Genomic DNA, 20,293 nt, shown 5'->3' with positions numbered 1-20,293 from the left:
CTCACTAGCGGCGAACATCGCGGCGGCGCCCGATCTGACCTGGCAACCAGTGCTGGTGGCGGGTGGCCTCCCGTAGCACTGCTACTCGCTGTCGAGCTCCTGACGCACCGCCCGGGTCAGCGGACCGAGGTCCGCGTACTCGGCGACGAGGCGACCGAGGACGGCCCAGGTGGATCTGATGCGAGCGATCCGTTGTTCGATCAAGCGCTGCGCTTGGACGCCCGTAACTGGGAACTGCGACGGCGTCCGATCTCGGCCGAGGCCTTGCAGAAGGAACTGTTCATCGGCGAGAGCCGCTCAAGGAACGTTCATTCGTTGACGATTCCCTCTCGTTCGAGAGCTTCCTTGCGGGAGCCAAGAAGGCTGCCCATCGGGCCATGGACGACCACGGTCGTGGCGAGTACGACGAGTTCGTGCTACACGCCGGGGTGGCGATCGAGCGTCTGGCCAAGGCCGTCCTGATCTCGAAGAACCCGATCTACATCGCGGAGATGAAGGGAAGTGCAGAGATGCTCTTCCATCTTGGCGGTCATCGGACGGCAAGCAAGATCCGGACCATCGGCGCAGCCGAGGCCATTGCGCGGCTCAGCATGCTCGACATCCTCCCTGTCGACCGTCAGCTCGACCTGCTGATCGAACTGCGCAACGGAGTCGCCCACACAACCAGCGACGAGCAGGCGAAGTCCCTGCTCCCCACGCTCGCCGGAACAGTCGAGACCCTGCACGCAGAACTGGGCGGTCCCCTGAAAGCGTTTTGGGGACGCTGAACCACCCCAGCCCGCTTGGCCGTTGACCGAGTGCGTAGCCAGGTATACCGAGACGTGCAGGTGCGTCTGAGTCAGGCCCGTCACGCTTTCGAGGATCGCTTCGCAGGTCTTCCCTCAGGCGAAGGACCTCGTCCTCAAGGCGCCTATACCTTCGGAAGGGGACAGTACCGGGCCTATGACCCTTGCTGAAGGCGAGGCGATTGTCCTGCACGTGGCAGGAACCGCGTGCCCTGCCTGCTCAGGCAAGGCTTCGGTCTTCTACGACATGAAGGCTTCATCACCTGACGCAGTCCTTCTGCTCCCTAGCTCCTTCAGGTGCTTCCTATGCAGCCTGGAGCTCAACACGCAAGAAGAGATCTTCGCATCCGGGGCCCGCGTGAGCGCCCTTATGGTCCCGAACCAGGCGGGCAACATCACGCTCGGTGAGTCGTACGACGGTTGACCGAGCTTCCCCGAAGCGCCGGTTCTCTGCCGGACCTTTCGTACGTCACCATGCTTCGTTAGACCTTTCCGCCGGTGCTGAACAGGAGCTCGGCGCGAGCGGTCGGCTATCTACTCGGGCGCCCATGCCTCTGTCGAGCGACACGGCTGGCGTGGTCGGATTTGAGGAACCACTTCCGGGCCGAAGCCAGCCACCAGGTGCCGCAGAAGGCGAGGACGACGCCGACCGCGATGGGGGCGTAGTTGAAGGTCTTGGCGGTGATCGGTGAGCTCTGCGGAAGCATGAACAGCACCGTGATCACCAGGACCCAGGCGACGGCGACGGTGCCGACGATGGTGGACCAGGAGCCGAGGTGCCAGGGGCCGCGTTCGAACCGGTTGCCCTGCCGCAGCCGGAGGTAGGTCGGGATCACGTAGGCGATGTACAGGCCGATGGTGGCGATGGAGGTCACGGCGGCGTACGCGGTGTTGTTCCAGAGGTAGGGCAGGCCGAGGGCGAAGGCGCCGCCGGTGGCGAGCCAGACGGCGTGGGTGGGGGTGCGGGTGCCCGGGTGGAGCTTGTGCCACGTCGTGGAGAAGGGCAGCGCGCCGTCCCGGGAGAAGGCGTAGATCATGCGGGAGTTCGCGGTCACCGAGGCCATGCCGCAGAACAACTGGGCGACGATGATGACGAGCAGTAGCCACTTGCCGGTCGCCACGCCGAGGGCGTCCATCAGGATCTGCGCCGGGGGTACGCCGGTGCTTGATTCGAGGGCGCCGGTGTAGGAGCGGATGGCGTAGGTGAATCCGAAGAGAAGAACGAACCCGGCCACCAGGGAGACGAGGATCGAGCGGACGATGCCCTTGGGCCCCGCGACCGCGGCGTCGATGGTCTCCTCGGTCATGTGGGCGGAGGCGTCGTAGCCGGTGAAGGTGTACTGCGCCATCAGCAGCCCGATCAGCACCACATAGGCGGTCGAGCTGAAGCCGGTGTTGTTGGTGACTTCGCCCAGAACGAAGTGGACGGATTGGTGGTGGTCGGGGACGAAGATGAGAGCACTGCTGATGGCGAGAACGCCGGTGATGTGCCACCAGATGGAGATCTCGTTGAGGAAGGCAACGATGCGTACGCCGAAGGTGTTCAGGATGCCGTGCAGGATGAGGATGGCTCCGAACAGGGTGATCGTGTGCCCCGAGGTGGCGGCGTAGCCGAATTGCAGATCAAGCAAGGCGTTGAGGAAGGTGGCGGCGCCGAAGTCGATGCCCGCGGTGACCGCGATCTGCCCCAGGGTGTTGAACCAGCCGGTGAACCACGCCCACGCCGCTGCGGACCGTTCGGGCGCCATGCGGTGCGCCCAGAAGTAGAGGCCGGCGCTGGTCGGGTAGGAGGAGCAGACCTCGGCCATGGAGAGGCCGACGAACAAGGTCATCAGGCCGACGAACAGCCAGCCCCACATGATGACGGCGGGGCCGCCGGTATTCATGCCGTAGCCGTAGAGGGTCATGCAGCCGGACAGGATGGAGATGATCGTGAAGCTGACGCCGAAGTTGGCGCGGCCGGACATGGAGCGCGACAGGGTCTGTCGGTAGCCGAGCTGCCGGAGGCGCTCTTCGTCCGAGACGCGGGATACATCTAAGGGCACCGGGTTTCCGTCCTTCCGTGTATGACGGGTGTGGCGGTATGGGCGCGCCTTTCAAGGGCGTCGTCGCCGGGGCGGGCTGTAGGCCCAGGCACGGTGGCGCAGGAACAGTTCGCGGGCACGGCCGCAGTAGGCCCACGGGATGCGCGTGGCGTACGGGCCGATCGCGTCGAAGATCTCCGCGGCCTCGTGGTGGCGGTTGGCGAACGACAGCGCGTGCGCAAGGTAGTTGGCGTCGTCGGCGAAGCACGCGTGCGGCCGCGGTGCCCGATAGCGCCACCAGCGCTCCAGCGCCAGGTCGATGTGCGGGCAGTCGACCCATGGATGAATCATCAGCCCGTACGAGTCCTCCTCCTGCTCCTGCCGGCAGCGGTGGACCTCGGCGATCACCACCAGGGGCAGCACCGCGATGGGCAAGCCCTTGGGGGCGATGGCGACTTGCTCCTCGGCCCACCACATCGCCTCGCCCGGGGCGCCGTGGTAGCGGGGGAAGAGGTAGGTGACGACCTCGTGGTGGGCCTCTCGGTTCCAGGGGTCGGTTGTTTCATCTCCTCCCACACGTGGCTGAGCGTGCTGTGGTCGGGCGCGTGGGTGCGCAGCAACGCGAGCATGACCACGAGTGGGGCCACGTCCTGGGGCCACAGGTCGAGCGCGGCACGGCACGTCGCCCAGGCCTCTTCCATCTGCGTCTGGCCGCTGTCACGGCCCGCGATCATCGCGCGTAAGGCCTGTACGTGCGCGAGCAGCGCCAAGGCGTGCGGAGAGTGCGGCTCGGCCTCCGCCCAGGTGTCGGCGAAACGGAGGCGGGCGCCGGCCTCGGCGAGTACCTGAAGGCGGAAGATCCTTCGGTCCCAGTCCGGCCCGGTGGCGATGAGCATCTCTCGTGGCCCTTCCCACCGGCCCATGGCGGCGTCCTCGAGCACGCGTCGTAGGGCCTTGTCGTCTCTGGCCGGGTGTGAGTCAAACATCGTGGACATGGGATCGCTTCTCGCGAGTGAGTGAGCGGGGCCCCTGCCCCGGAATGCACAGCTTCACCGCAGGGGAGTCGGGTGCGACGTTTGCTGTGGTCCCGGAGCAGGGTGCTTTGGGGGGGTGGGACCGCCCCGCTGGGTGCCACGGGGCGGGGTTGTGCAAAGGCCGGGCGGAAACCCTCCTGGTGGTGCCTCGCCCATGCCCGAACCTGTCCTTCTCCGCCTGGGTGGGCATCACGAGTACAGCTACTCTCCCGATGCCCCAAGACGTGCACCTTGCCTGATGCACATGCGAGCCTCGGCTCATCCATCACTACTCCCTCCCCTCCCCGTAGTCGCAAGAGGTGCTTGCGGACCAACTTCGAAGTCAGCACGGGGGCAAGAGGGCGCGAGTGATCGTGGGCGAGGACGCCTTCACCGGTCAGAGGCCTTGCGGCGCTGCTGAGCCCTCACCAGAAGCTCTGAGTGTGTCCGCGCCCATTCAGCGGCAGGAACCATGACTGTCAGGAGTTCTCGGGCCGGCGGCGTCAACCAGTACGTTGTGGTGAAGGGAAAATGTGCCGCTCGTTCGCGCTCGATGAGTTCCCTTTCGGTGAGACGCTGCAGAGTTCGGCACAACGTGCCTTCCTGGATGTGACGGTGGGATCGCCCGGGCCAGTTGCTGGTAGGTGTCCGCGCGCACCGCGTTCAGCAAGTCTGTGTACTGCAAGGGGCCGTCCTGCAGAGCCACAAAGACATCCCAGTACCATTCCCCGTTCACCATGCGCAGAAAATCATGGATCAGTTGCAGATATTCCTCGTCGCGAGGGGTGACTCTTGGTCGCAGGGAACGGCGAAAGAGTGACAGACGGGCGGTCAGGCGGCGGGGTGATTCTGTGGCTTCTGTATTCCCGTCTGCTGAGTGATCTTTGTTCTCATGCACGGGACCCCCTTATTGGTGCCGCACGTATGCTTCGGTTCCACTGACGATCACGCAATGGCTCATCGGCCGGACGCGAGACTCGGGTGGCCGATGGGCGTTACGCGCTTCAACCTTGATGCTCTCGGCGACGCAGCATCGCTCCTCCTCTTGGTCCATACCTGTCCACCTCTTGCCGGGGAAGGGGGCAACATCCCCACCCGCTGTCCTGCATGGCGCTTCACTTTCCTGAGGGTGCGGTCGGGCGCTCAGCCTGCCGACGGTTGTCTCAGTGCCTAACAAGGTGCTACACCGCCCCCGCGATCTCACTTCAAAGCCAGTGCCGCCACGTCGATGACTTCAAGCCAGCCACGGTGGTACGACTTGCGGCAGAAGGTGCGCCCGTCGAGCCGCCTAGGGTTTCCCTCGCTGGCGTAGCAGGATGCATGAGCGGCCGCGGCTCATGCTCATGGGGGTAGGTGCTTGCCAAACGACGAGCTCCGCTATCTACGCGGGATCGGGATGACGATCGAGCTCATCCGGAACAAGAGTGGACATACGCCGTTCTTGTCGCGCTGTTGGACGGCGCGATGAGTCCGTCGGAGCTGCTGCAGCACATCAACAGAGGAAATGTGCGCAATGCGGACCTGTTGAATGAGTGGGTCCTGCATGAGAAGACCCTCGTCGAAACACTGCGGCGGATGGAAGGCGAAGGGCTAATCAGGCGCTGCCCCGCCCCGCCCCGGTGCAAGAGTGCTGCTCGAGAGCTGACTTCCCTGTCGAGGGAATTGATGGACGCACTGCACGAGCCGGCCAGCTGGGCGACGCGCCACGCACGTCTGCTGCTGTCGAACCTGCAAGTTCGCCGAGGGGTGAAACTCGACGAGCGGCCGTCCCGACCCCCTTCAGCCAGTGCGGCTGGAAAGCGCACTCCGAGCCAGGAGCGCTGGCGCAATCTCGGCGTCGCGCTCACGATGCTCCGTCTGCGCTGGAGCTTCCCGGTGATAGCCGGCCTGCGCAACGGCCCACTGCGCCCTACGGATCTTGCCCTGGTCGTCAATGAGGCCATCGACCGCCGCGTCTCCGGTCAGCGAACCCTGTCGGACAAGGTGCTCTGGGACACCCTGCACCGGCTGTCCGCTGATGGCGTGATCATTCATGAAGCGCGGGGGCGCGAGTTCGCCGGAACCACCCGGTGTTCATTGACGGACTCGGGCCGTGAGCTGCTGACAGCTCTTGTTCCCATGGGGCGGTGGGCGGTGCAGCATGAAGACGAGATCATAGAGGCCCTGCGTTCGCGCCATCAAGGACCTGGTTCTGAGTGGACTGATCACTCATAAACTGATGGGTCATCAGGTAGCGTGGGTTAGCGAACTCAAACGCCGCAGGGGGGGGAGTTGTCGGATGTCCACTGAGCGCGGGTGCAGCGGTGATACGGCCGATTTTCCCTTCCCGCCGCGGGAGTTCGGCGGCCCGCCGGAAGCGTACGCCGACAGGCGCGGTGGCTGCCCGCTCGGGCCGGTCATGCTGCCGAGCGGCGATGAGGTCCTCCTGGCCACGACGTACGAAGACGTCAGAGAAGTGCACGCGGACGCCCGCTTCACGCGCAACCTTCGGTACCCCGGCGCTCCCCGCATGCTCGCCGGCCGCGACATCCCGGACGATCCGCACGCTCTCGTCAACATGGACCCTCCCGAACACACTCGGCTGCGGCGTATCGTGCAGTCCGCGTTCACGCCGCGACGAGCCGAGGAGTGGCGGCCGCAGATCCAGACGCTGGCCGACGACTTGCTCGATGCTCTCGCCTCCACCTCGCCGCCCGTCGACCTGATGGACGCCTTCGCCTTCCCTCTTCCGATCAACATCATCTGCCGGTTGCTGGGCGTCCCGGCGCAGGACAGCCCCCGCTTCCGGATGTGGTCGGACGTCTTCCTGTCCACGAGCACGGCCACTGCGGAAGAGCGCCTGAAGGCCGGAGCGGAGTTCGCTGCGTACACCGACAGGCTCATCGCCGAGCGGCGTGAGAAGCCCGGCTCCGACCTGCTCGATGAACTGATCAACGCTCACGACGCCGAGGACCGGCTCAGCGAGGGCGAGCTGGCTCGTATGGTCCGCGGGCTGATCATCGCTGGTCACGAAACCACCGGGCACGTCATCGGCCGAGGTGTCCTGACCCTGCTGCGGCACCGCGACCAACTGGCCGCGGTACGCCGGGAACCCGATGTACTACTCCGCGGAGCTGTCGAAGAGATCCTCCGCACCGAGGTGCCGGGGCATGGGGGCCTGCTGCGCGTGGCCACCGAGGACCTGACCTTGCCGTCCGGGGGTGCAGTATCCAAGGGGCAGGCGGTGCTGGCGCCCGTGGTGGCTGCCAATTACGATCCGCAGCAGTTCCCGAACCCGGACGAGTTCGACATCCGTCGGAACGCTGAGAACCGGCATCTCGCTTTCGGGCACGGCCCTCATTACTGCCTGGGTGCCAATCTCGCACGCGTAGAGATCCAAGTCGCCATCCACTCACTCATCGAGCGCTTCCCTGGACTCGCACTGGCTGTCCCACCCGACAGCCTGCGGTGGACCACTGGCAGCCGCATCTGCAGCCTCGTCGCTCTCCCCGTCACTTGGTAGGAGCGAGAAACGGCTGAGCATCTGTTCGCGTCCGCCAACGGACAGACTGATCAGGCTCTACGCGGCGTTTGTTGTGCTCTAGGACGATTTCCTTGATCTGAAACTTCGTCCTGACTTCGAAGTCGGTCCGCCTGGGTGTCTTGCGGTGAGGGGGCTGGGCCGGAGTAAAGGTGGATGCGCCGGCGTGCGCATGTGCGCCCGGCATGAGTCTGCATCGTTCGTGGGGTGGTGTGGCCATGGGGTCCCCAGTGAGTTGTCGTCGAGGCGAGTGGCGCAGCGTGTGCGCCGGACTCGGCACCGCGGCCGTGCTCCTCTCCGCAGGGTGCAACGGCTCGTCGGCCACCAAGGAGCCCGCTGGCGCCGACTCGCGTGATTCCCGCGCTTCGAGCGTGAAGGAGCCGCATGCCACGATGACGGCGTTCGCCACAGAAGGTGCGAGGAGGAAGGCGACCACGGCCTACCTGGGCATGTGGCGCGACATGGCGGAGGCAGCGAGGAGTTCCGACTGGCGGGCGCCGCGGCTCGCCCGGTACGCGACGGGCGAAGCGCTCAAGGCGATCACGCGCGGAATGTACGCCGACCACCGGAACGGCTTGGTCACAAAGGGAGAGCCGGAGAACTCGCCCAAGATCACCAAGGTCACCCCGGCTGCCGATCCCACCGCGGCGATGATCTCGGATTGTGGTGACTCCTCCCGCTGGCTGAAGTACCGGAAGAGCAACGGTGAGGTGGCCGACGACAAACCCGGCGGACGCCAGGCGATCACGGCCGAAGTGAAGAAGCAGGCCGACGGCAGGTGGAAGGTCACGCGGTTCGCCGTCTGGGAGGTCGGGTCGTGTTGAGACGTACCTGCACCGTGCTGGTCGTGGCGGGAGCCTTGTCCCTGGCTGGCGCTCTTCCTGCGCTGGCCGATCCGGGCTGGGGGAACGTGGACTGTTCGCAGCACCCGCATCCGGGGTGCGAACTCGACGCAGGCAAAGGCCGAGAAGGCGGAAGGAAGGCTCCCCGGCTGGAGGGACGCGGTGCGGCGCCCCGCCCTCGCGGAGGCGAAGGCGGAGGTGGCGGCAACGGTTCACGGGAGCGTGATCCGAACCTGGCGCGGTGTGCGTACGAGCGCAGCGACTACGAGCCGCCGGGCCCGGTGGTGAACGCGGCATACCAGGAGCCGGCAGTCAGCGGTGCCCAACTCGTGGCAGCGGCCGCGCCGGAGCGAGTAGCCGAGCCCGGCTCGGCGGCGCAGGTGGCGGACCCGAGGCCGGGGGAGGAGGGCGCCTGGTACGTCTACAAGTGCTCGTCGAGCGGGTTCCGGGACGCCTTCTACCGGCCCCCGGTGTGGATCCCCGACGGGTTCCAGGACGACGCCGGTGGCTCTCCTACGCCGTCTCCCGAGCAGGTGGCCCAGCGGGCGCGCGGGCAGCTCCGGCTTCCCCCTCCCGCGATCAGGACCAACCCGCCGGTCGAGCAGCTGGTCGGTCTGCCGACGTGGCTGTGGCTGGCCCGCGGGGCCTGGCGGCAGGTCTCGGCGTCGGCCTCGGTGCCCGGGGCGTCGGTGACGGCGGTGGCACGGCCGAGCAAGGTCGTCTGGCGGCTGGGCGACAGCAGCTCGCTGACGTGCGAGGGACCGGGCACTCCGTACGACACCAGAACCCGCGGCAAGAGGGGTGCGGTGGGGGCTCGTAGCGCCTCGCCGGACTGTGGGCACACCTATCGCTCCTCGTCGGCCGGCCAGCCCGGGAATGCGTACGCGGTCTCCGCGACGGTCCACTGGACGGTGAGCTGGTCCGGCGAAGGGCAGAGCGGGGCATTCCCCGGCTTGACCACCACGGCCGACGCTCGCTTCCGCGTCGCGGAGAGCCAGGCACTGAACACCGAGGACTGACGGCTTCGCGCTGGTGCGGTCGCAGGACGTAACGGCAGGAGGGCCACGGATGAGTACTCGACTACGCGCGCTCGGGGACCCCGGTTCCGCGAGCCGGGGCTCCCTGAGGAGGGGTGCGCCCGACGCTGGGCGGGCTCCGTCGCGGTTGGCGAGTGCCTCGCGGCGACGGCGCTTGCCCTACCTCTTGCTCGGAGTGCTCCTGGTCCTGGGCTGCGCGACCGGAGGTGTGCTGCTCACGTTGAAGTTGGGAGACCGCGTGACCGTACTCGTGCTGAAGCGGCCCGTATCCGTCGGGCAGGAACTGCGCGTCTCTGATCTACGGGAGGCGAGCATCGCCCGGAACAGCGGGATCGACGTGGTGCCGGCGTAGGCCCGCGGCGCGGTCGAGGGACGACCGCTCGCCTACAGCCTTCCCGCCGGAGCCGTACTGACGAAGAGCATCCTGGGCAGCCCGAAGGTGCCTCGAGAGGGGCAGGCCGTCGCCGCGGTCGGGATGAAGCTGGGACAGTTCCCCAGCGGGCTCCAGCCCGGTCATCGCGTCATGGTCGTGGCCGCTGCTCCCGATGACGCAGTCGACGAGTCCGCTGCCGTCGGCACCGAGGCCTGGAAAGCCGTAGTGGCCGAGGTGCGAGCGCACAGGGACGACCAGGTGACGGTGGTGACCCTCCAGTTGGCCGAGGCCGACGCCCGTCGTCTGGCTGCCGCGCCGGAGGGGACGCTGCGCCTGGTCGTGGTGCGGGGAGGGCGGTAGCCATGACCTTGGTGGCATTGTGCAGCCTGAAGGGGTCGCCCGGGGTGACGACCACCGCCCTCGGCCTCGCGGCGGGCTGGCCGGCCGGCGACGCACCGGTGGTCGTCGAGTGCGATCCGGCGGGCGGCGATCTGCTGGCCCGCTTCCGTCTCGACCTCTCACCCGGGCTCGTCAGCCTGGCTGCCGCCGCGCGTCGGGCGACCGACCCCGACCTGCTGTGGCAGCACACCCAGCGGCTTCCCGGCGGACTGCGGGTCGTCGTCGGACCGCCGGGCGCGGAACAGGCCCGCGCCGCATTGGAGCAGCTCACTCATGACGACGGAACGACTGTCCGGAGTTGGACGGACATGGCGGGAGCAGTCGTGCTTGCGGACTGCGGCCGGGTCGAAGCTAACCCCCTGGTAATGCCGGTCCTCCGTACCGCTGACCTCGTGCTCCTGCTCGCACAGGCTCGGAGCGACGCCCTGGCCCACGTAGCGATGAAGAGAGAAGCGCTCGGCCAGTGGTCACGTGCGCTGGCTTTCGTGCTCGTGGGCGAGGGCTACCGAGATGATGAGGTGAGCGGTGAGCTGGGCATCGAGGTAGCGGCTCGGCTTCCGGCAGACCCGCGGGGCGCGGCCCTGCTGCGGGGCGTCACCGGCAGACGCGCTGCCCCGACCCGCACAGAGCTGGGCAAGACACTCGCGTCCCTGGCGACGCGGATGGCGGACCGCGTGGTGGAAGGCTCCGAGCGGACCGGCGTAGAAGTCACGGACACGGAACTCACCGCTCCAGCTCTCCACTTCACGTTGCCCGGTGCCCAAGGATGGCCCGAGTGCCCAGCCTCCTCCGGCAACGGAGGGGTGCGATGAACGAATTCGAGCGGGAGACGCCACCGCCTTCGGGCAGCGCACCGGGCCCCAGCTCGGGTCCGGCAGGGCCGAGCAACGGAAAGGTCCGGGTCACTCTGGGCACCGACGTGACCGACCCTGCGGGGCTCCCTGGTGCGAGCCTTTACGAAGACGCGACGACCGAGCGGCTACGCCAGCGGCTGCGGCACCAACTGTCCAAGCGACTCTCCGAGCGCGTCCGGGCCCACGGATCCTCCGGCCAGTCGCAGTGGCCGGAGACCGAGCGGCGTGCCCTGGCCGAAGCGGTCCTCGCCGACGCCGCGGAGGAGTACGCACGCGAGCAGTTGACCAAGGGCGGTCCCGTCGTCTCACGCGACGTCGAGCAGCAGGTGGTCCAGGCGGTGCTGAACGAGGTCTTCGGCCTCGCGGGCCTCGAACCGCTGCTCCGCAACCAGGACATCGAGAACATCAACATCAACGGTGACCGGGTCTTCGTGCGCTATGCGGACGGCCGCCGCGCACAGCTACCGCCGGTGGTGGCCTCGGACGCGGAGCTGACGCAGCTCATCCGCGACCTCGCCGCCCGCTCGGGGGTGGAGGAGCGCCGCTTCGACCGGGGGAGCCCGGGCGTGAGTTTCCAGTTGCCCGGTGGTGAGCGCGTCTTCGCCGTCATGGCCGTGACTGCCCGACCGTCCGTATCCATCCGGCGACACCGCTACCGGACCGTTTCGCTCGGCAAGCTGCGCCGCCTCGGCGCCATCGACCGGGACCTGGAGGCGTTCCTCGGCGCTCTGGTCAGGGCGCGCAAGAACCTCCTGGTCACCGGCGGCACCGCTATCGGCAAGACCACCCTGCTGCGCGCGTTGGCCGCGGAAATTCCGCCCTGGGAGCGGCTGGTCACCGTAGAAGACGTCCTCGAACTCGGGCTGGACGCCGACGCCGTAGCCCACCCCGATGTGGTCGCGATGCAGGCCCGCGAGGCCAACATCGAGGGCGAGGGTGCCATCACACAAGCCGAGTTGGTGCGCTGGGCCCTGCGGATGTCCCCCGACCGCGTCATCGTCGGCGAGGTCCGCGGGCCCGAGGTGATCCCGATGTGCAACGCCATGAGTCAGGGGAACGACGGCTCCATGGCCACCCTGCACGCCTCCACCAGCCGAGGAGCGTTCACCCGGCTCGCCGCGTACGCCGTCCAAGGCCCCGAGCGCCTGTCCGTGGAGGCCACCAACCTCCTCGTCGCCTCCGCCCTGGACTTCGTCGTTCACCTGGACCGGCCGCGCGGCGAACCGGCCAGCCGCGTGGTCTCCTCCATCCGCGAGGTGATCGACGCCGACGGCCAGCAGATCGTCTCCAACGAGGTCTTCCGTCCCGGATCAGACCTCCGCGCCGAACCCGGCGTGCCCCTCCGCACGGAGACACTGGACGCCCTGGTGGCCGCGGGCCTGGATCCCGAAGCGCTGCAGCGCCTGGGCCAGTGGTGGTCACCATGAGTGCGTACGTGCCGCTGGCAGCACTCCTGGGGCTGGGCATCAGCAGCGGACTGCTCCTCGTCGTGCGCGGGTGGCGTGAGCCGCCGAAGCCGGCCTCCTCACCATCTGTCCTGCGCACGGCACGGCGCCAGTACGGCCGGCGGGAACGCGGCGGGCGCTGGCTCACCGCATCGCTGGCCGCAGGGCTCCTGGTCGGAGCCGTCACCGGTTGGGTGGCGGGCGGGCTGCTCGCCGCCATGACGACCTGGACGATGCCTCGCCTGCTCGATGTCGGGTCGGCCGAGTGGAGACCCTTACTGTCACCGCGAGCGGGACCGCTCACCCTGTCCACGGCGTCGAAGGCCCCGAACGGTAAGCAGGAGCAGCCATGGCCGCACGCCACGTCGTCCCGAGCGGACAGCACCGGCACGTGCACCTCGCGGTCCGGCTGATACGCGGAGTCCTGGCGGGAGTGCTCCTGGTGCTCCTGTCCATGGGCATCCCTTGGGGATTGTGGCGCTACGTCGGCTGGCCCCTGCCGAATCACGCCCCCACTGGGGAGGAGATCTCGAACGTACTTACCTCCCCGATGAGCGCGTCACTCCTGCTCAACGCGCTGGCGTGTCTGTTATGGACCACGTGGGCGCTATTCGCCGTCGACGTCCTGCGCACAGCAGGCGAAGCCGCGCGGGGAACCATGTGGGCACCTCGCGGGCCCGGCGCGGGGCCCGTGCACGGGCTGGCTGCTGCCCTGATCGGTGCCGTCGTCCTGGCGCTCCTGCCGTACCGCGGCTCTCAGCCCGCCGCGGCGTACCGGGACTCAGCGACGGTCGACCTCTCGGCCATGGACGCGCGCACGGCGGCTCCCGACCAACAGGCGGACGTGCGCGCCAAGCCCTTGGTGCCCCGCGGAGGGAAGACCGTCGAAGTCCGTCCCCCGCACCATGGTGTGCACGACAGCCTCTGGCGCATCGCGCAGCGCCACCTGGGTGACGGTGACCGCTGGCTTGAGATCTATGCCCTCAACCATGGCCGCCCGCAGCCGGACGGCCGCACCCTCGCCCATCCCTGCCTCATCCGGCCCGGATGGGTCCTCCGCCTTCCCGATACCGGGACCGGCCCGGACGCGAGCCGGCCACCCGACGACGCACCTGAGCCCCCACCACCCACGCCACCCCCGAGCCCCGACCCTCCTCCGCACCGGCCACCGCCGCATGAGCAGGACGGCGAGGAGCCCGGCATCGGTCTTGACCTACCCAGCGGCGCCTTCGTCGGAGTCGGCCTGGCCGCCGCAGTGGCTGCCGCCGCAGCCGTCGTCCTCCGACGTCGCAGGATCCGCTACCGCCCAGGCTGCGGCGAGCGAGGCGACGTCCACCTGGCGCCAGTCGTACGCGCCCTTCGCGCGGCAAGCGAGGATCTGAGGCCGCAAGAAGAGGCGGACAGCCCCAGCAGCACCACCACCGTGCTGCCCGCCGGTGAAGAAGCGGAGGCCGGACGCGCGGAGGCTTCGAGACAGCACCCTGCCGCCTCGCACGACCGACGAGTCATCGGAGTGAAGGAAGGCCAGGCCGTCGCCTGGGACCTCGCGCGCAGCCGCGGGCTGGGCCTCACCGGACCAGGATTGCTCGACGCCGCCAGGGCACTGCTGATCCACTACTTGGCCGAGATGCATACGGCTGCCCCCGGAGCGGACGTCTTGATCACGCACTCGGACGCCCAGCGCCTGCTGGGGACGTACGCAGTGAGGAACACGCAGCTCCCGCGCCTGCACGTCACCGCGGATACGACGGAGGCGCTCGCGGTGCTCGAGGCCGAAGTCCTGTCGCGTACGCGCATGGGCGAAGAAGACGCCGAGCACAGTAACCTCGATCAGCAGCCGACCGAGCTGGTCTTCCTCGGTACTCCCTCGCCAGAGGAGGAGCACCGCCTGCAAGCGGTGCTGGACAACGGCTCCTCGGTCGGCGTGTGCGGGATCCTCCTGGGCCAGTGGCGCCCGGGAAGGACCCTCCGTGTTGAGGCCGACGGCACCGTCGTTCCCGTCAGCCCCTCGCGCACGGAAGCGTTCGCCGGCACACGCTTGTTCACGCTCCCCGCCGCCGACGCGCGTACCCTTCTCGATCTGCTCGCCGAAGCAGCCACGGCTTCCGCCCAGGCGAAGGAGGACACCCCGGCCCATGCCGCCGAACGGCTGCCCGCGTCCTCTTCCGGGGGCCCCGAAGCCGGCATCAGGGCGCCTTCGGTATCGACCGCGGCCCCGACGCCGCCCGCAACGCAACCGCTCCGAGCCCAAGGCGGGCGACCGGGGCGCTCAAGCTCCCATGAGCATCGGGCCCTCCGGCTGGTGGTGTTCGGACACGTACGCGTCACTTACCAACCGCCCGGCGCGGATAACCCTGTGGAAGTGACCCACGCGTTGGCACCGAAGCAACGGGAAGTCCTCGCCTACCTCGCTCTGCACAGGACGGAGCCCGGCGGGACACGCTGACAGCGACGATCTGGCCTGATGCCCCCAGGCAGCGCCCGTACAACAGCCTGCACGCCACACTCAGCCACCTACGCCGAGCACTGCGTTTGGCCACCCATGAAGAGCTCGCCGACATCGCCTCCTACGCAGACAAGCACTACGTGCTCGACCGCGAGCGGGTCACGGTCGACCTCTGGGACTTCGAGCATGCTGTGCGCGCCGCGCGGCAGCCCGGCCTCAAGGAACGCATCCGTGAGGATCAGCTACGGCGGGCGACCGGGCTCTACGTCGGTGACTTCGCCGCTGAGATCACGGCTGCGTGGCTGGAAGCACCACGTGAAGCGCTGCGCCGGGACTACCTCGATGCCATGAGCACCCTCGTACGGCTGCGGAGCGGTACGGACCCCCGCGAGGCGCTCGACCTCCTGGAACAGGCCCGGGAGCTGGACCGCTACAACGAGGCCATCTACCGCGACATCGCACGGATGCAGGCACGGCTGGGACTGCCCGACGCCGTCTCGCGCACGTTCGACCTTCTCCGGCGATCACTGGCAGAACTGGGAGAGTCTCCGAGCGAGAAGACTGTTGATCTGTATGAAGCATTGCAGTTCCACCGGTTTGAGGATGAGCGCGAGGAGCCGGGGAAATGACCGTCGAACTCTGCACTGCCATTGCAGCGCATCCATCACGCGAGGGGCCTGGTAAGCCGATGTTCGGCATGCTGGTCCCGCCGACAACCGAGGATCTTTCCACCCAGGCCACCGCGAGCACCCCTGGCACCGTCTTCTAAAGGGTGTGCCTGATTCACGTGTCCTTGGCGGCCTGCGTCAACGCGACGGCCACACGTTGAGCCTTTCGTTTGCGTGTCTTTCGCCTGGCCAATCCGTTATCGATGCACTGGGTGTTCATGTGACGAACCGTCGATCGCATCGTCTGCGCGCGGGGCGTTGTGCGCACCGCGTGCCCGCCCCTCCTTACGGGTCCGGGCTCTCGCGCCATTCTCGTCCGACGACGAAGGAGGTAGTGCTTGATCATTCCACGTTGCCCGCGTGCGGCCGACCTATGTGTGCCCGTCGCCCGGTGCTGCCCGCTGCTGCGACTGGCACCGTCGCGCCCGAGCGGCACGCGGAAGGCCACATGCTGTGCAACGTAGCCTTGGCGCCCGGCGCGGACGTCGACGGCTGCTCCGACATCAGGCGAGCGAGGGGCGCGTGGCCACCAAGATGACGCTCAGCACCGCGATCGTCGACTGCATCTCGACCGAGACGGTCACCGGTCTGCTGCCCTGACCCCTGTGCGGGACTCCGCACTCGGAGCGGCTGCCACTATGCCCTGGCGCTTCCAGCCCGTCCGCCTTTCCAACAAACTGAAGGAGAAACCCGTGCGCACGCTCACGCGCCCCGCGGCTTTGCTGGCCGTGACCAGCGCCCTCGCCCTGGGCACGACCGGTTCCGCCGCCGCCGACACCAACAAGAGCCAGCAGACCTCCAGCATCAGCGGCGCAACCGCCCCGCTGCTCGCTCACGCCGTGGCACCCCGTCCAGACAGCGGACAGTCCAGCCAACAGAGCATGGACAAAGCCCATACCACGAACTGGACCGTCATCGACTACGCCGGGAGGGTGAGCGAGTCGAACCGCGCGAATGACATCGCGATGGTCAGGACGCCGCAGTCGGAAGAAGACCTCGAAAGCGACCGGCAGCGCGCGCAGGAGATTGCGGCGAGCTGAGCCATGCGGGAGAACCGCCAGACAGCTCAGGTCCGAGGCGACCGAGAGCTGCGGTGGTACGGACGGTGAGGAACCGTGACGCTCATGGCCCCTCACCGTCTGCGCTTGCTGTTGCGCCTGGCTACCTGGAATGCGCGGCTTGGCGCTTGCTCACCGCAAGGGTGGTTGGTCCACTGGCTCGGCCACAGTGCGTGGACGCACGACGCGGCGGCCGGCCCTCGGAGGCGATGTTGCTGGCCTGCTTCCGGCATGCCTCCATGCGTCTTTTTGAGAGGTGCACCCGGCTCGGCGTCCGAGCTGGGGAAGGAGCGGTACAGCCGCAGCCGTGTTGCGTATCCCGCTCGCCCGGTGGCCCACCGGGCGAGCGGGATACGCGACGTGCGTTCGGCATGTTGAGCGGCCTTCGTGCCCGCACCGTTGTCCAAGAACTGGGGAACTCAGCACCGTCACCCTTGCGGGGGACGGCGTTGACGCAGCTCAGATAGCAGACTCTGTTCCACCCGGCCTGCGGAATCCGCAGAGGAGAGTGAGGCACAATGTGACGCTCGCACCGCGATGGCGGCGAAGAAGAACCGTTGACGCGGATGCTGTGCACGGTGCGGGGCCTCGTCGCACGGGTGTCACATGCGGGGTCTGATGGGTCGGGCCTGCCGCAGGACTGCCATGGTCTTGCGCCCGCCGGTGCCGGCTGCTCGATCGGTCGCGCGGGCCTCGGCTGAGGCGGCGAGTTCGACGTGCGGGACGGATTCGACGTGCAGGACGAAGAGGAGAAGCGCCCATGAGAAGTGTTGTCGTCACCGGAGCCACCAGCGGTATCGGCCGCACCACCGCTCTCGATCTGGCTGCCCACGAGTTTCGGGTGATCGCCACCGCCCGCAGTGCGGAGAAGGCCGATGAGCTTGTCACCGCCGCTCAGGCACGAGGCGTCGAGCTGAGCACCGTCCTGCTCGACGTGACCGATCCGGGTTCCTGCCGCGACGCCGTCACCGAGATCAACGAGCTGACCGGCGGGGGGCCATGGGCACTCGTCAACAACGCCGGCATCGCGGTTCCCGGCGCCTTCGAGGACGTCTCCGAGAGTGATGCTCGCGCCGTCCTCGAAACCAATCTGCTCGGCGTGGCGCGCATGACCCGTCTGGTTCTGCCGGGGATGCGCCGCCGCGGTACGGGCCGCATCGTGCAGATGAGCTCCGCCGGTGGCCTGGTCTCCGTGCCGCTCAACGGGTGGTACTGCGCCAGCAAGCACGCGCTGGAAGCGCTGACCGATGCCCTACGGCGCGAGTTGGCGGCCACCGGAGTCCGCGTCTCACTCGTCGAACCAGGCTTCATCGACACGCCCATGCTGTCCAAGGCCTTGAGCACGCTCCCCGCCGGGTCGCGGTTCGAAGACGCGCATGCCACTGTCCGCCGCGCCATCGTCATGCGCAGCCCTCCCGGCCCCGACGTGGTCGCCCGCGCTGTTCGTCGAGCTTTGCGCGCCCGGGCGCCTCGACGCCGGTACCGAGTCGGTGTCGAGGCGGTGGCGGCACGGGCCGCCTTCTTGCTTCCGTCCGCCGCCTTGGACGTGGTCACACGTCTGGTCGTGGGCGCCGGCAAGAGATGATGAGGAGCTGGGCGGCTCCGGTGGCTGGTGACTGACGCCGGGCGCGCGTATCCATGCCCTGGTGGCCCCGTGCTCCAGCATGCCACCGCCGCCCTGCTTTCCGGCTGTGCCTACGACGTGGGTGCACCGGAGCGGAAACGGTTGCTCACCCGCCACCTCGTACGGGGTGCGCCTGACGGGTCACTAGCTGTGCTTAATCCCCCGGTCTGTGACGCTCGGTAATGGTTGGCAGAGTCGTGCAGGTGTGTGTCGGGACGGGGTTCGGGTTCGGGCGGGACTGGGAGGGTTCGTGTACGAAGTGGTGGTCTCCGGTCGTTCATGGTGACCTTGGGGTGGTCGGCGGACTCTGGCGGTAGGTGCGAGCCGGACTTCCTTCGGCCGGTGGAGCATCGGCTCTCCGGCCCGCCCGGGGAGGGCGTCGTGTCCGAGGTGATCGGCAGTGTGGCGGGCGAGCGGTTCGAGGCTCTGGTGGACCGGTCGGTGGAGCTGGTCCGGGTGATGACGGGGTGCCAGTTTGCGTGCGCAGGTCGATCACCAGGCGGGCGGGGGTGGCGCGGGTGAGGGCGTCGAGGTGAGCGGTGATGTCGGGCGCGGTCGCCATGTCGATCTCGCCGCGCAGGACGATGACGACGTCACTCCCGTGGGCGTGCGCGGAGGCGACACAGGACGCCGCCGTCGGAGGCTGGAAGAGCATGACCCTCATCTGGCTGGGCTAGGTGGAGCCCGAAAGGACCGGAGTGTGCCAACGGGGTTTGGGCCAGCGCCTCACCTTAAGCAGCACAGTCAGGCATGCGGCGAAAGTTCGCGAGAAACCCCCGATGCCCGCCTTTCACCTGCTACAGCGGCCGGAACAGGCGCTTCCCGCCCGCATAGGCCGGGGTGCCAAGGACGCCGCAGCGGCATCCATGTGACGACAGGTCCCGCAGCATCACTGCACGCCGCCACGAGCCCCTGGCTGTTCCGCGGACCGCAGCACCGACCCGCACGTCCCACCCACCACCTCAAGGCCACACCAGCCCCAGCCCCATGCCCACCTCTGCCTTCACTCACCGAGCGTCACGGATCAGCGGTTATGGCACAGCTACGGGGGCGCGTGTGGTGCGGGGTCACAGCCGGATCAGGACCAGCCCTGCGCTGAGCCCGCTGGCCAGTCCGATCAGGGCGACCCTGTCACCGGGCTCGAGGCGGTTGCTTTCGAGGGCGGTGACCAGTTGGAGGGGCAAGGAGGCCGATGCGGTGTTGCCGTGGTCGGCGACGGTGGGCAGACAGCGGTCGGCGGGCAGGCGGAGTTTGTCGATCATCTCGTGGTACTGCGCGACGGTCGTCTGATGGAAGGCGATGAACGCGCTGCGCCGGGCGTCTTCCGCGTCCGCGCCCCAGTACTCGAGGGCGGTGGGCAGGTAGTCGAGGACGATGTCGCGCAGCAGGTCCCCGTTGAGCCGGAGGTAGGTGGGCTCCAGGTCGGTCAGGCGGTGGTGCATGGTGCCGCCTGCCGCGAGCGTGCAGGCGTTCCAGGCGGTGGAGTCCGCGCCGAAAGTGGCTTTGAGGATGCCCGGCCCGTCGTCGGTGGCCGGGGTCGCGGTGAGCAGCAGGGCGGCACCGGCGTCCGAGACCGTGTATCCGGGCATGGCCCGCAGGAAGGCCTCCTGGCTGGGCAGGTCCCAGCGGGCGGCGAGCGTGCACGCCTCGCCGCAGGTGATCAGCACCGTGCCGTACCGGCCCGCCTCGATGAAGGCGGAGGCGATCTCGATGCCGTTGAGCACGCTGTTGCAGGCGTTCTTCACATCGAGCGCCGGGCAGGTGGCGCCGAGTTTCGCGGCGACGAGGTGTGCGGTGGCCGGCTCGATGAGGTCCTGGCTGCAGGCGGTGAAGAGCAGCAGGTCGACGTCGCCGATGGCACATCCGGCGGCATCCAGGGCCTTGGCGGCGGCGGCGACGGCGAGGTCCGAGGCCTGTTCACGCTCCCCCTTCTCGTGCACGCCGCGCACTCCGGTCAGGTCTTCCAGCAGGCCGGCCGGAGGGACGAAGGCACTGCCCGAGCGGGCGATGCGGGCACGGGCCTCTTCCATGGTCCGGTAGCGGGAGGGGAGGTGGACCGCGGTGGTGGCCAACCGGGCGCGCACGACAGGAGACATGCCGGCATCGTAGGCCAACAAACCGACGCAGCAGCTTATTTCATATCAATGATTCGAAAGGTGTACTTCTCGCACAGATAACCGACTAAGCAGTAACTTCCGCGTCTGG

General features: G+C 68.2%; 20 protein-coding genes. 15 read left to right on the top strand and 5 right to left on the bottom strand.

Annotation, left to right across the window (positions count from 1 at the left end):
- Positions 1 to 81 precede the first annotated feature (81 nt).
- Positions 82 to 204, bottom strand: a complete 123-nt coding sequence (locus IE330_RS39615; RefSeq protein ID WP_268257268.1) for a hypothetical protein — start codon at positions 202 to 204, stop codon at positions 82 to 84.
- Positions 205 to 377: 173 nt separating this feature from the next.
- On the opposite strand from IE330_RS39615, the gene IE330_RS05820 reads away from it, so the two are divergent.
- Entirely contained in the window at positions 378 to 767 is a 390-nt protein-coding gene (locus IE330_RS05820) for a hypothetical protein (RefSeq protein WP_190134770.1), read from the top strand.
- 548 nt (positions 768 to 1,315) lie between these two features.
- On the opposite strand, the gene IE330_RS05815 is transcribed toward IE330_RS05820, so the two are convergent.
- From IE330_RS05815 to IE330_RS40000, 3 genes are all read right to left on the bottom strand, one after another.
- Complete coding sequence (locus tag IE330_RS05815; RefSeq protein ID WP_229925415.1) at positions 1,316 to 2,830, bottom strand: amino acid permease; 1,515 nt, start codon at positions 2,828 to 2,830, stop codon at positions 1,316 to 1,318.
- Positions 2,831 to 2,881: 51 nt separating this feature from the next.
- Positions 2,882 to 3,385, bottom strand: a complete 504-nt coding sequence (locus IE330_RS38760; RefSeq protein ID WP_229925414.1) for a hypothetical protein — start codon at positions 3,383 to 3,385, stop codon at positions 2,882 to 2,884.
- Between the two features lie 827 nt (positions 3,386 to 4,212).
- Positions 4,213 to 4,431: a winged helix-turn-helix transcriptional regulator gene (locus tag IE330_RS40000; RefSeq protein ID WP_373314576.1), complete on the bottom strand. Its 219-nt coding sequence runs from the start codon at positions 4,429 to 4,431 to the stop codon at positions 4,213 to 4,215.
- 843 nt (positions 4,432 to 5,274) lie between these two features.
- On the opposite strand from IE330_RS40000, the gene IE330_RS05800 reads away from it, so the two are divergent.
- The 14 genes from IE330_RS05800 to IE330_RS39610 all read left to right on the top strand — a co-directional run bounded on the left by IE330_RS05800 (position 5,275) and on the right by IE330_RS39610 (position 18,765).
- Positions 5,275 to 6,036: a winged helix-turn-helix transcriptional regulator gene (locus tag IE330_RS05800; RefSeq protein ID WP_190134768.1), complete on the top strand. Its 762-nt coding sequence runs from the start codon at positions 5,275 to 5,277 to the stop codon at positions 6,034 to 6,036.
- Between the two features lie 64 nt (positions 6,037 to 6,100).
- Positions 6,101 to 7,324 carry a cytochrome P450 gene (locus IE330_RS05795; RefSeq protein ID WP_190134767.1) on the top strand — a complete coding sequence of 408 codons (1,224 nt, stop codon included), beginning with the start codon at positions 6,101 to 6,103 and terminating at the stop codon, positions 7,322 to 7,324.
- A gap of 410 nt (positions 7,325 to 7,734) precedes the next feature.
- On the top strand, positions 7,735 to 8,166 hold the full coding sequence (locus IE330_RS05790; RefSeq protein ID WP_229925413.1) for a hypothetical protein: 432 nt from the start codon (positions 7,735 to 7,737) through the stop codon (positions 8,164 to 8,166).
- Positions 8,167 to 8,513: 347 nt separating this feature from the next.
- Positions 8,514 to 9,203, top strand: coding sequence for a hypothetical protein (locus IE330_RS05785; protein ID WP_229925412.1), 690 nt, complete (start codon positions 8,514 to 8,516; stop codon positions 9,201 to 9,203).
- 457 nt (positions 9,204 to 9,660) lie between these two features.
- Complete coding sequence (locus tag IE330_RS38755) at positions 9,661 to 9,954, top strand: hypothetical protein (protein WP_229925411.1); 294 nt, start codon at positions 9,661 to 9,663, stop codon at positions 9,952 to 9,954.
- Between the two features lie 2 nt (positions 9,955 to 9,956).
- Complete coding sequence (locus IE330_RS05775; protein ID WP_190134765.1) at positions 9,957 to 10,805, top strand: P-loop NTPase family protein; 849 nt, start codon at positions 9,957 to 9,959, stop codon at positions 10,803 to 10,805.
- A 107-nt stretch (positions 10,806 to 10,912) separates the two neighbouring features.
- Complete coding sequence (locus tag IE330_RS05770; RefSeq protein WP_229925410.1) at positions 10,913 to 12,274, top strand: TadA family conjugal transfer-associated ATPase; 1,362 nt, start codon at positions 10,913 to 10,915, stop codon at positions 12,272 to 12,274.
- Between the two features lie 367 nt (positions 12,275 to 12,641).
- Entirely contained in the window at positions 12,642 to 14,738 is a 2,097-nt protein-coding gene (locus tag IE330_RS05765) for a LysM peptidoglycan-binding domain-containing protein (protein ID WP_190134763.1), read from the top strand.
- 86 nt (positions 14,739 to 14,824) lie between these two features.
- Positions 14,825 to 15,367 (top strand): AfsR/SARP family transcriptional regulator, encoded by a 543-nt coding sequence (locus IE330_RS05760; RefSeq protein ID WP_190134762.1) that lies wholly within the window; start codon positions 14,825 to 14,827, stop codon positions 15,365 to 15,367.
- Entirely contained in the window at positions 15,364 to 15,507 is a 144-nt protein-coding gene (locus tag IE330_RS05755; RefSeq protein WP_190134761.1) for a hypothetical protein, read from the top strand. The genes IE330_RS05760 and IE330_RS05755 overlap by 4 nt, the downstream gene beginning before the upstream one ends.
- Before the next feature lie 352 nt (positions 15,508 to 15,859).
- Positions 15,860 to 16,006 carry a hypothetical protein gene (locus tag IE330_RS05750; protein WP_190134760.1) on the top strand — a complete coding sequence of 49 codons (147 nt, stop codon included), beginning with the start codon at positions 15,860 to 15,862 and terminating at the stop codon, positions 16,004 to 16,006.
- 92 nt (positions 16,007 to 16,098) lie between these two features.
- Positions 16,099 to 16,446: a hypothetical protein gene (locus IE330_RS05745; RefSeq protein ID WP_190134759.1), complete on the top strand. Its 348-nt coding sequence runs from the start codon at positions 16,099 to 16,101 to the stop codon at positions 16,444 to 16,446.
- Positions 16,447 to 17,224: 778 nt separating this feature from the next.
- A complete protein-coding gene (locus IE330_RS05740) occupies positions 17,225 to 18,049 on the top strand; it encodes an SDR family oxidoreductase (protein WP_190134758.1) in 825 nt (274 codons plus the stop codon).
- Between the two features lie 581 nt (positions 18,050 to 18,630).
- On the top strand, positions 18,631 to 18,765 hold the full coding sequence (locus IE330_RS39610; protein ID WP_268257267.1) for a hypothetical protein: 135 nt from the start codon (positions 18,631 to 18,633) through the stop codon (positions 18,763 to 18,765).
- Between the two features lie 390 nt (positions 18,766 to 19,155).
- Here IE330_RS39610 and IE330_RS05735 read toward each other — a convergent pair whose 3' ends face one another.
- Positions 19,156 to 20,184: a 3-oxoacyl-ACP synthase III family protein gene (locus IE330_RS05735; RefSeq protein ID WP_190134757.1), complete on the bottom strand. Its 1,029-nt coding sequence runs from the start codon at positions 20,182 to 20,184 to the stop codon at positions 19,156 to 19,158.
- Between the last annotated feature and the right edge of the window lie 109 nt (positions 20,185 to 20,293).

The organism is Streptomyces longispororuber (assembly GCF_014656095.1).
Taxonomy (GTDB): domain Bacteria; phylum Actinomycetota; class Actinomycetes; order Streptomycetales; family Streptomycetaceae; genus Streptomyces; species Streptomyces longispororuber.
This window is presented reverse-complemented; position numbering and strand designations above follow the sequence as displayed.